The organism is Paenibacillus segetis (genome assembly GCF_014639155.1).
GTDB classification, from domain to species: domain Bacteria; phylum Bacillota; class Bacilli; order Paenibacillales; family Paenibacillaceae; genus Fontibacillus; species Fontibacillus segetis.
In genome coordinates this window covers 3,158,299-3,170,041 of sequence record NZ_BMFT01000001.1, presented here as the reverse complement: position 1 = coordinate 3,170,041, position 11,743 = coordinate 3,158,299, and the positions used below count along the sequence as shown (strand labels likewise).

General features: G+C 44.1%; 11 protein-coding genes. 10 read left to right on the top strand and 1 reads right to left on the bottom strand.

Going from position 1 to position 11,743, the window contains the following annotated elements; translation table 11 throughout:
- Window positions 1–3 precede the first annotated feature (3 nt).
- Window positions 4–960: an acetylxylan esterase gene (locus IEW05_RS15010; RefSeq protein ID WP_188540129.1), complete on the top strand. Its 957-nt coding sequence runs from the start codon at window positions 4–6 to the stop codon at window positions 958–960.
- A gap of 65 nt (window positions 961–1,025) precedes the next feature.
- On the opposite strand, the gene IEW05_RS15005 is transcribed toward IEW05_RS15010, so the two are convergent.
- A complete protein-coding gene (locus IEW05_RS15005) occupies window positions 1,026–2,099 on the bottom strand; it encodes a M42 family metallopeptidase (protein ID WP_188540127.1) in 1,074 nt (357 codons plus the stop codon).
- Window positions 2,100–2,522: 423 nt separating this feature from the next.
- On the opposite strand from IEW05_RS15005, the gene spoVAC reads away from it, so the two are divergent.
- The 9 genes from spoVAC (at window position 2,523) to aroE (ending at window position 11,717) form a co-directional block, all read left to right on the top strand.
- A complete protein-coding gene (gene spoVAC / locus IEW05_RS15000) occupies window positions 2,523–3,023 on the top strand; it encodes a stage V sporulation protein AC (RefSeq protein WP_188540125.1) in 501 nt (166 codons plus the stop codon).
- A gap of 2 nt (window positions 3,024–3,025) precedes the next feature.
- The gene (gene spoVAD / locus IEW05_RS14995; RefSeq protein WP_188540124.1) at window positions 3,026–4,048 is read left to right on the top strand and encodes a stage V sporulation protein AD; all 1,023 of its coding nucleotides are present in this window, start codon (window positions 3,026–3,028) and stop codon (window positions 4,046–4,048) included.
- A complete protein-coding gene (gene spoVAE / locus IEW05_RS14990; protein WP_188540122.1) occupies window positions 4,045–4,395 on the top strand; it encodes a stage V sporulation protein AE in 351 nt (116 codons plus the stop codon). Before spoVAD ends, spoVAE begins: the two co-directional genes overlap by 4 nt.
- A 155-nt stretch (window positions 4,396–4,550) precedes the next feature.
- Window positions 4,551–5,507 (top strand): AAA family ATPase, encoded by a 957-nt coding sequence (locus IEW05_RS14985; protein ID WP_188540894.1) that lies wholly within the window; start codon window positions 4,551–4,553, stop codon window positions 5,505–5,507.
- Window position 5,508: 1 nt separating this feature from the next.
- Window positions 5,509–6,768 carry a DUF58 domain-containing protein gene (locus IEW05_RS14980; RefSeq protein ID WP_188540120.1) on the top strand — a complete coding sequence of 420 codons (1,260 nt, stop codon included), beginning with the start codon at window positions 5,509–5,511 and terminating at the stop codon, window positions 6,766–6,768.
- A gap of 22 nt (window positions 6,769–6,790) precedes the next feature.
- Entirely contained in the window at window positions 6,791–9,016 is a 2,226-nt protein-coding gene (locus tag IEW05_RS14975) for a DUF4129 domain-containing transglutaminase family protein (RefSeq protein ID WP_229753386.1), read from the top strand.
- 135 nt (window positions 9,017–9,151) lie between these two features.
- Window positions 9,152–9,679, top strand: coding sequence for a YqeG family HAD IIIA-type phosphatase (locus IEW05_RS14970; protein ID WP_188540118.1), 528 nt, complete (start codon window positions 9,152–9,154; stop codon window positions 9,677–9,679).
- Window positions 9,676–10,803 carry a ribosome biogenesis GTPase YqeH gene (yqeH, locus tag IEW05_RS14965; protein ID WP_188540116.1) on the top strand — a complete coding sequence of 376 codons (1,128 nt, stop codon included), beginning with the start codon at window positions 9,676–9,678 and terminating at the stop codon, window positions 10,801–10,803. The genes IEW05_RS14970 and yqeH overlap by 4 nt, the downstream gene beginning before the upstream one ends.
- 50 nt (window positions 10,804–10,853) lie before the next feature.
- The gene (aroE, locus tag IEW05_RS14960) at window positions 10,854–11,717 is read left to right on the top strand and encodes a shikimate dehydrogenase (protein ID WP_188540114.1); all 864 of its coding nucleotides are present in this window, start codon (window positions 10,854–10,856) and stop codon (window positions 11,715–11,717) included.
- The last annotated feature ends 26 nt before the right edge of the window (window positions 11,718–11,743 follow it).

The following is an 11,743-nucleotide window of genomic DNA, read 5'->3' as shown; positions in this document are numbered from 1 at the left end:
GACATGCCAATTATCGATATGCCATTAGAACAATTGAGAACCTATCAAGGAACCAATCCACGCCCGGGAGATTTTGATGAGTATTGGGAGCGAGCTCTTGCGGAGATGCATGCAGTTGACCCACAGGTAGAGCTTGTACCTAGTAGCTTTCAAGCGCCGAACGCGGAATGCTTCGACTTGTATTTTACCGGTGTGAAAGGTGCGCGAATTCATGCGAAGTATGTTCGTCCCAAACATACGGAAGCCCCTCATCCGGCAGTGGTAATGTTTCATGGGTATTCCGGTCATTCAGGCGATTGGGGTGATAAGCTGGCCTACTCCTCGCTAGGCTTCTCTGTGCTTGCCATGGATTGCCGTGGTCAAGGAGGAAGCTCGGAGGATGTTGGCGGTGTGAAAGGAAATACCCATCATGGACATATTATCCGTGGTTTGGACAATCATCCGGATGAACTGCTATTCCGTCACATATTTTTGGATACGGCACAATTGGCCGGAATAGCGATGGAACTGTCCGAAGTCGACCCTGAGCGCGTGTATGCAGCGGGGGGATCTCAGGGAGGCGGACTTACGATAGCTTGTGCTGCGTTGGAACCAAGGGTGAAGAAGTTGGCTCCAATCTATCCTTTTCTTAGCGATTATAAGCGCACCTGGGACATGGACTTGGATCAGGAAGCATATGGCGAGCTGAGGACGTACTTCCGCTATTATGATATGCTGCATGAGCGTGAACATGAAGTGTTTGAGAAGCTCGGCTATATCGATGTACAGTTTCTGGCTGAACGGATCAAAGGTGAAGTTTTAATGTCCGTTGGATTGATGGATACAATATGTGCGCCGTCAACGCAATTTGCAGCCTACAATAAAATGAATACGAAAAAGAAACTTATTATTTATCCTGACTTCGGACATGAGTATTTGCCTGGGTCGTCGGATCGGACAATGCAATTTTTTCTAGATTAAAGCCAAAAAGCTTGTAAAGCTGGATTCCCAGCTTTACAAGCTTTTTATTCTCTATGATCTTTCTTTTAGCTACGCTCCAAAATCGTATTCAACGTACTGCGATCCAATCCACGAACGAGCTTGATCAACAACTCTTTAGCCGCAGCATAATCATCCGTATGAATGATTGAAGACGAAGTATGAATATAGCGAGAACAAATACCAATGACTGTTGATGGTACGCCAATACCGCTTAAGTGAACTTGTCCTGCGTCTGTCCCACCTGGAGATACAAAATACTGATATTTGATCTTATGTGTATCTGCCGTATCTTGAATGTATTCTACCAATCCTCGGTGCGTGAGCATCGTAGGATCATAAATTCGGAGTAGTGCTCCCTCACCCAGTTTGCCGAAGACTTGTCTGTTTCCTGTCATGTCGTTGGCAGCACTGGCGTCCAGACCAAAGAAGATGTCAGGTTGAATCAGATTAGCTGCAGTACGTGCACCACGAAGTCCAAGCTCCTCTTGTACAGTTGCACCGGAATACAATATGTTAGGTAATTGTTCTTTGTGAAGTGCCTCCATCAGCTCGATTGCTAGTCCGACACCGTAGCGGTTATCCCAGGCTTTGGCCATGATTTTCTTCGGATTGACTAGAGGGGTGAATTCACAAATCGGTACGATTTGTAATCCCGGTTTCACACCGCAGCTTTCGGCTTCTTCCCTACTGTCCGCTCCGATATCCAGATACATGGTCTTAATGTCGACGGGTTTATTACGTTGTGACTCATCAAGCAAATGAGTGGGAATAGATCCTACAACACCAACGATCGGTCCACTTTCGGTGATGATTTGTAATCTTTGTGAAAGTACAGTTTGACTCCACCAGCCACCGAGTGGTTGGAAAGATACCATCCCATTATCGCTAATGCCAGTAGTCATAAACCCTACCTCATCCATATGTCCTGCCACCATTACTTTTGGACCCTGTTCATCTCCGCGTAGAACGCCAAAAATACTCCCAAGCCGATCTTGGACGAATTCTTGTGTATATGCAGACAATTTTTCTTTTACAGAAGCCCGAAGCTCGCGTTCAAAACCTGGAGCTGAAGGGAATTCTGTTAAATGCTTAAAAAGTTCTAAAGTTTTCTCATTCATATGTCGTTCTCTCCTTTCAGTATATTATAGTATGTACCACCTTTTCTGGATTGTCCATGAAGCTTTGCTCCTTAAGCTGGACACGCACCGTGCTTAGCCCGGAAACATATACTACAACAAAGTTTTACAGGGAAGGGAATACAGGGAGGCTAATTATGATGGAACGGTACTCCAAGGACTTGATTGTGATCCTGCTTCTATTTATTCTATTGGTCATTCTTCTTCAATGTCTTTAATCGTAAACCTAAGAAACAACAGTGTGATTCCTTTCTAATAGGAAGAACACTGTTTTTTTATGTGCATCTTTCTTTGGCTCCTTTCTTTATTGGATGATTTACCAAACATAACAATTTTGAAAATGACAAATAATGAATAGACAGCGTGCAGGAAATAGAGAGATCACTTGAAAAGGAGGGATGATGTTTGCCTAACAAATCGAGATCAGGAGCAAAGGTCAAACTGAATTCATTGTTGCTGACGGATAAGGAATACAAACAAATCGCTGATAAGTATGAACCTAAAAAGAATATAGTTGGTAATTGCTTAAAAGCATTCCTGGTTGGCGGAACCATTTGCCTGATCGGACAATGTATTATGCAGTTATTTATGACGTTTGCAGGAATGACATCCAAGCAAGCAGGTAATCCGACTGTTGCTATCCTCATCATCATTTCCGTGATTCTAACCTCCTTGGGAGTTTACGATAAAATCGCTCAATGGGCGGGTGCTGGGACTGCAGTACCGGTCACGGGATTTGCCAACTCGATGTGCTCATCAGCGATAGAATCACGAGCTGAAGGGTTGGTGCTGGGTGTAGGGGCCAATATGTTCAAGTTGGCTGGTTCTGTTATCGTGTTTGGTGTCGTAGCAGCATTTATAGTCGGTGTAATCCATGTCATTTTTGGCCTAGGAGGTGCACATTAAGGATGCTGGTGGGTGCGCAAACCTGGGAATTCTCCACTAAACCGATCATCATTGGGGCAGCGACAGTTGTGGGACCAGATGAGAGTGCGGGACCCTTATCGGGAGACTTTGATTTTACTTACGATAATCTGGAGATCGATGAGAAAACCTGGGAAAAAGCCGAACTTAAGCTATTGGAACATGCCGCCGCATTAGCGCTTGTTCATGGGGGCATTTCAAAGGAAGAACTGCAATGTTTTATAGGTGGTGATCTAATGAATCAGATCATTAGTGCTACTTTTGCTGCAAGAAGATTAGCTGCTCCTTATTTGGGCGTCTTTGGGGCTTGCTCCACCTCGTTGGAGAGTCTAGCTCTCGCAGCTCTTATTGTTGATTCAGGTAACGCGATGAATGTACTTGCCGGGACAGTAAGTCATAACTGTACGGTAGAGAAGCAGTTCCGCTATCCAACAGAGTATGGAGCACAAAAACCGGCAACTGCTCAATATACGGTGACGGGATCCGGTTGCGCCGTTGTATCATCCAAGGGTACTGGTCCTAGAGTTACACATGCAACGATTGGGAGGATTCAGGATTTAGGCGTCAAGAGTCCCTTCAATATGGGAGCGGCAATGGCACCTGCAGCTGCTGATACGATAGTATCCCATTTTCGGGATACAGGTCGAAGTCCGAGGGACTATGACCTGATAGTCACGGGAGATCTTGCTTCTGTTGGACATGCTATTGTGAAGGAGATCTTGGACAAAGACGGCGTGTCTATGGAAGAGACTGATTTTAAGGATTGCGGTCTGATGATTTACGACAGAGACAAACAGCCTTTTGTTCATGCAGGAGGCAGTGGTTGTGGATGTTCCGCAGTAGTTACGTATGGACATATCTTGAAAAAAATAAAAAGTGGAGAGCTAAACCGAGTGCTTATTGTGGCGACGGGTGCTCTGTTATCCCCATTATCCAGTCAGCAAGGGGAGAGCATACCATGTATTGCCCATGCGGTGGCTCTAGAAAGTGAGGAGAATAAATTATGATATTTGTATGGGCCTTTATAATTGGCGGGTTGATCTGTGTAGTGGGACAACTGATGTTCGATGTGTTGAAATTAACTCCGGCACATACGATGAGTAGTCTTGTTGTAGCCGGAGCCGTATTGGATGCATTGGGGTGGTATGATCCAATCGTGAAATTTGCAGGAGCAGGAGCTACCGTTCCCATTACTAGTTTTGGTAATGCTCTGGTACATGGTGCTTTAACTGAGTTACAAAGAGATGGCTGGATCGGAGTAATTACAGGGATTTTTGATGTAACTAGCGCGGGGATTTCCGCAGCAATCATTTTTTCCTTTTTGGCGGCCTTGGTAGTTCGTCCTAAAGGATAATTATAATAAATCGTTACTTTTTATCAATTTTAGTTGGACACGAAAGTATCTTCCCACCCTTTGATCATGTACAATGACAATAGGAAGAAATATACAGCATGAATGGAGCGCAAATACTGTATGTGACATTTCTATTGTCTGGAGGGGAATATGACGTGCCCGTTAATGAACAATCGCTAAGAACCATGTCCGCTGTTAAATCCAATTTGGAATCATGCATTTTGGGCAAATCATTTGAGATCAATCTTTTATTAACCGCATTACTTGCCGGCGGTCATGTACTGATTGAGGATGTACCAGGAACAGGGAAAACTCAGCTTATCAAAGCGATGGCGAGATCTATGAGTGGGGAATATCGGCGTATCCAGTGTAATCCTGATATTTTACCCAGTGATATTACGGGAGTGTCTGTCTTTCATCCTCACGAAGAGCGCTTTGTATTCAGGCCCGGACCGGTGATGACGAACATCCTGCTTGCAGATGAAATTAATCGAGCTACTACAAAAACTCAATCCGCGCTTCTAGAAGTGATGGAGGAACGAAATGTTACCGCAGATGGATTTACTCATGAGCTCCCCCATCCATTCATGCTTTGTGCTACACAGAATCCAATTGATTTTGAAGGAACTTATATATTACCCGAAGCACAGCTAGATCGTTTTATGATGAAGATAGCTATCGGATATCCCGATGCAGCAACTGAAAAGAACATGTTGCATTCACATAGCTTAGGTCAACCTGTGGATCAGCTGCAACCTGTTGCAACAATGGAGGAAATTGCTGCGATTCAATTGCAAATTAGAGAAGTTCATATGACGGAAGCTCTGACCGATTATTTGCTCTTTATCGTTCGGCGTACACGGGAGCATGAAGCTGTACTTTTGGGTGCCAGCCCTCGTGCGTCTATAGCATTTACTTTAGCAGTTAAGGCTTATGCGTTCTTGCAAGGTCGTGACTATGTCTTACCGGATGATATCAAAATTTTAGCCCCTTATGTGTTGGGACACCGCATTCTTTTGCGACCAGAGACACGTGTAGATAATATGAACTCGGGCGTGGTTCTGCAGAGAATTCTACAGCAGGCGAGCGTACCGGTGTCTGTAGGTCGATGATATGCGCGCGGTACTGGGTAATCTCAAATTAGGGTTGACCTCCAGGAAATTCTGGAAAGTCGCACCCGTGTGGTTTATTTGCTTATGCTATGTATTGTTTCAGGGTGGAAAAACATCGTTTATGTTGTTCACTATGGTATCGCTTATGGTAGTCTATTGGATTATTGGAGGGTTCGGTGGTGTTAAGCGAATTCATGGAGAGCGAATACTATCGCTTGAAAGTGAACGAGGAATGCTTCAGGCAGGTGATCAGGTCAAGATTAAGCTTGTCCTTGAGCTCCCACAAATGATGCCGCTTCCATATATCATTGTTAAAGAGATACTTCAGCGTCACAATGGGGAATCATGGGTCTTCGAAGATAGCGTAATTCCTCATATCAGAGGGCGAGCGAAGCTAGAGTATCAGACGCCACCTTTGGAGCGCGGTAGATATGTATTTTCTTCAACGGAGTGTAGTTCTAGGGATATCTTTGGACTATTGGAGAATAAAGGAGCTTTTCAGACCGGGGGACAATTTCATATTCTACCTCGAACTGTCTTTATTCCATATTGGCGATTATACAGTAAGAATTCACGACTGGCGGGACCCGAAACAGCCATCTCATTTTCACGCCGGGAGACAACGCAGATTAATGGTGTGAGAGATTACGTATACGGTGATCGGATTTCTCGGATACATTGGAACGCTACTGCAAAAACAGGTGCATGGAAATCAAAAGAATTCGAACATGAATCGCTACCTAAGACAGTACTGGTATTAGATGCTCATGCTCTAGGATATAAAAATTCTGAGCAGTTCGAATTAGCAGTCTCCACAGCTGCTTCTTTACTGGAATATGGCTCGAGAGAGCGCATCAGTATGGGATTGTGTACGGTGGGCAATAAAGTCCGAAGCTTTGCACCAACCGAGAACAATTTAGAACGACAGCGAATGATTCACCATTTGGTAGATATCCATTCCGACGGAGTTGGGAAATTCAAGGGGATAAATGGGCAACGTCTATTTTTTCCTCCGGGAGCATTCTTCATCTTTATTAGCCCTATGAGTGATGAACAAGCATTACGTACATTAAATTGGGCGAAGAGTCGGCAAATGATACCTTATCATATCCGAATAGGGGACCCAAAAAGCTCAACCGGAATTGGGAATAGGGCTTTATTCGGGGGATCAGAGCTCTTCACCGAGCGGGGAATCAAAGGGGTTTTTGTTTCTAACCTTCAGGATCTTCCCATGGTTATGGGAGGTGGGCGTCATAAATAAGTTAGAGGTAACGAGGAATGTTTTGTGGTACCGCTTTTTAAGTACTCTTTGGTTGATGGTCATTGCTTATCAGTGGATACAATACACCGAGCCCATTTGGTTGCAACAGACAACCTCTTTGGTTTTTGTAACCCTGATTGTGATCGCTTTGACCGAGATTTTCCTACCACTCAAACCACCTTGGCGCTGGACCATTAAAATTGTGTTAGTACTTGCTGTTTGGCGTATTGTTCTGACTCATTATGCCGTATATGTACCAAGTGGACCGTTATTTCCTGATCAGATCCGAGATATGGCACACCAATTCACACCTTATATTTGGTTTTCTTTATTCGCCTGGGCATTATTCGAGGTATTACAACGACTGCTCCATGATAGAGTACGAATTTTAATTTTTCTAGGATGTAACCTTGTTGCATTTGCTACGCTGGATTCATTTACTTCTTATTACTTATGGGAAAATGTAGCTTGGACCGTATTAGCGGGTCTATGTTGGCTAGTCTGTCTTCACTTTTTTCAGTTTCAGCTCAAGTATCCACATGCTTGGCAACTTTTAATCGATTATCCGCTTCGGATGCTTGTGAACGTCGTCATTATTATTGCTTGTATCCTCTTGATAGGCATTAGCATGCCAGAGGTAGCTCCTACGCTAACCGATCCTTATACGGCGTGGATCAACCGAGATGCTGGATCTGGTGGAGGAAAGGTAGCTGCTACAAGCGGTAGCCAAAGCTCCTCCCACACCGTTACGAATCAGGATGCAGTATCTGGCTATAGTCGTGACGATAGTAATTTGGGTGGCGGCTTCGAATTTAGCAACGACCTGGTCATGACGGTTTCTTCACCTGTCAGGTCTTATTGGCGGGGGGAGACTCGGCGGATTTATTCCGGTAGTGGTTGGGAAGATATAATCAATGAATCCCGAAAATTACAACCGTACATTACTGGAAGCACTTTACCAAGTGATTCTTCTAGTAAGGTAGAAACACGGACGGTGGAACAGACATTTACGATGCAAACTGACTATAAGTACCCTGTCTTATTTGGTGGTTATGCAATTTCAGGTGCTGAGTTGTTGGATGATTCCGAAGATAGTAGTAGTAATGTTAATTTTGCAGTTAATCCCAAGATAAATATGTTCTGGGCAAGCCGAGAATCAGAACTTTATGTAACGAATGATCGGTATGAATCGCTGAAAGAGTTCCCGCGGAAATATAAAGTTGTTTCTGAAATTCCGCTTATTCCACTTGATGAGATTCGTAATGCAAGCTTTGAGTCATTATATAAGGTGGCTCCCGATGAAGAGTATGTGCAGATACCGGATCATTTTCCGCAGAGAGTGGTTGACTTAGCAAAAGAAGTTACGGCTGCGGGTACTACTCCTTATCAGAAAATGGAGCTACTCCAAGAGTACCTTCGCACAAATTTTGAGTACACAAACACACCTGATTTATCACGAAAAAAAAGCAAGGACTTCGTGGATGGATTTCTATTTGAAATCCAACAGGGGTATTGTGACTATTTCTCAACGGCTATGGTCATGATGTCCCGTTCATTAGGCATCCCAGCCAGATGGGTCAAAGGATTCTCGTCGGGTAGCATACCTGATGAAGAGATGATGCGGCATATTCCATCAGCAATTGGAGGAGAGTACAGGGTAAGTAATGCAAATGCTCACTCTTGGGCTGAACTTTATTTCGGGGATTATGGCTGGATCACATTTGAAGCTACTCCAGGTTATGCTGCTCCAATTCTTACGAATAATGATAGTATGGAGACGCTTGCCCAGTTAAATGACTTAGAGGTGGAGAAAGAAGAGAGACAGTCCAGAGGTTTATTATCCTATGTTAGTCCTGAAGTAAAAAAGGTAATTACAATTGTATCTGCGGTAGTAGTGGTATTAGGGGCAATATATTGGTTCCACACGCAGCTGTATTTCATGTGGTTACGGCTAAGGATGGGGCGCAAGTTAACATGGGGAGATAAAGTCATATTTGAAACACAGCGTCTAGTGACAAGGCTACGACGAAAAGGATTAAGGCGGGCGGATCACGAGACGATACGGGAATCTTTTAGTCGTTGGATGATTGAGCGACCACAGATTAATGAGGCTCTAAATCTTCTGCTATTAAGTTTTGAGAAGGCGAGCTATAGCCCAGATACAATCTCATTAGAGGAGTGGCGAGCTGTTCAGAAACTGACGCGTCAGATTCTCAGAATTACCAGCAGAGCTAATCGTAGATCATAAATTTCCTAATAATTCAATATTAAACTGGAAACGTTCCTGCTGCCCTTGCGCTCAGGACGTTTTCTTTTATAAAATATGAGGAAGTTGGGGATAGATTATGGTATAGTTTGTCGTATGAAACCGAGGTGAACGTATTTGTTTGAAAGATTTATGCCAAAATTGCGCGTAGACAGCGTGTTCGATATCGACTTGGACGCATTGTATGCTAAGGGTTATCGTGGAATCATTACAGATTTGGATAACACCCTGGTTGGTGCCAAAGCGCCGCTGGCCACCCCAGAACTTATGGAATGGCTACAAAAGGTGAAAGAATCCGGATTTAAACTGGTCATTGTGTCAAACAATAATTTGGACAGGGTGTCGAACTTCTCCACCCCTTTAAATATCGAATTCGTGCATTCAGCGAGAAAACCATCCAGATCACCTTTTCGTCGAGCGTTGGAATTGTTAGATTTGAGACCTGATCAGGCGATTGTGGTTGGCGATCAAATGATGACCGACGTATATGGAGGTAATCGACTGGGATTATTTACTGTATTGGTATTACCCATTGCAATCGGCGAAGAAGGATTGGGAACGCGTATTAACCGTCGATTGGAATGGATTGTGAAACGTCGACTCGGTAAGCTTGGACAATGGATAGAGGAGGAAAAGAGCAAATGACAGAAGCACAGAGCGCAAAAGGCGCTCTAAGCTGTAGTGGTTGCGGCATTACGTTACAGAGTGAGCAACAAGACAAACCAGGGTATACCCCTGTACAAGCGTTAGAGAAGGAACCGGTGATTTGTCAGCGGTGTTTTCGTATCAAGAACTATAACGAATCCTCTTCAGTAACCGTGGAGCAGGATGAATTTTTACGACTGCTGAGTCAAATCGGTGAACGTGAAGCACTCGTGATTCATATTGTAGATATTTTTGATCTACAAGGAAGTGTGATTTCAGGGCTGCAGCGGTTCGTTGGCAACAATCCCGTGTTACTTGCGGTGAATAAGATCGACCTATTGCCGAAGGTGACGAATTGGAATAAAGTGCGGAATTGGGTACAGAAGGAAGTTAAAGATCTCGGCGTAAAAGTAGAAGATATTATTCTTTGCAGCGCTAAGCAAAGCAGCGGCTTTGATCGACTTCTAGAGGCTGTATCAGAATATCGTGGTGATGGCGATGTGTATGTTGTTGGTGCAACTAATGTCGGTAAATCAACGTTAATCAACCGATTGATTCGTGATTATAGTGATCTGGAACAGGAGCTAACGGTCTCTCGTTACCCAGGTACTACACTCGATATGGTTCATATCCCACTAGATGATGGACGCTTCATCATTGATACGCCGGGGATTATGTATCCTTCGCGTTATAGTGAGCTGGTTAGTCCTGAGGATTTGGGGATCATTTTGCCCGATAAAACGTTAAAACCAGCGGTTTACCAATTGAATGAAGGACAAACTCTCTTCTTCGGAGGATTTGGTCGCTTTGATTTTATTCAAGGTAATCGCCAATCGTTTACCTGCTTCATTAATGGGCGGATTCCGATCCACCGGACGAAACTTGAGCGTGCCGATGAATTATTCGCTACACATGCGGGTGAAATGTTGTCTCCTCCAAACCGAGATAATTTAAGCAAGCTTCCAGAGTGGACACGTCATGAATTCCGCATCGCTAAAGGAAGCCGTTCAGATGTCTTTATTTCAGGACTTGGTTGGATCAAGATCAATGGAGATACAGGAGCTACCGTAGCTGTACATGTTCCTAAAGGACTAAAAGTGATGGTGCGTCCTTCTTTGATATAAAGAATTGTAGTGTGTTTTGCAGTTTGCGCCTGAGAATAGGGGGAGAAACTATGGGTGAAGTCGTAAACGACCAAGGTGGACTGCCGATGTTGCTTGGCGTAATGGGTGACCCTATCATTCATTCAAAGTCCCCCGTTATGCACGGGGCTGCACTTGCAGCCTGTGGCTTGGATGGTAAATATGTACCGTTACATGTACAAGCAAGTCATCTGAAAGAGGCTGTTCAAGGCATCCGAGCACTTGGGTTTCGTGGTGTCAATGTGACGGTCCCGCATAAAGTAGAAGTAATGAAATATTTAGATCTACTGGATGATGGAGCTAAGTATATTGGTGCAGTTAATACGATTGTGAATGATAATGGCGTGCTAACTGGCTATAATACGGATGGAATCGGTTATATTCGCTCTTTGCAGGAAGAAGTAGTTCCACATTTATCTGGAAAATCGGTATTGGTCTTGGGCTCGGGCGGAGCTGCTCGTGGGATTATTTATGCGTTGCTTCAGGAGAACCCCGGCAAGGTGATTGTTGCCAACAGAACGCAGCAAAAGGCTCTTGATCTTGCTGCCGAGTGGGCACATCTTGGCAACATTTATGGCTGCGCCATGAATAATGTCTTGGAGTATACGAAAGATATCGATATTGTGATCAATACGACATCTGTAGGTATGTTTCCAAATGTAGAAGAAATGCCAATAGACCCTAACCTACTTCCTGATGGAATTGTCGTAAGTGATCTTATTTACAATCCTTTGAAGACTGAATTACTACGCCATGCGGAGTTAAAGGGCTGCCAAATTCATAACGGACTCGGGATGTTCCTGTATCAAGGAGCTTATGCGTTTGAATATTGGACCGGACGTTCTGCACCTATTGACGTTATGCGAACAGCAGTGTTAGGTAGTATGAATTTATAATGGTAATGATGAAATCTATTTTGCTA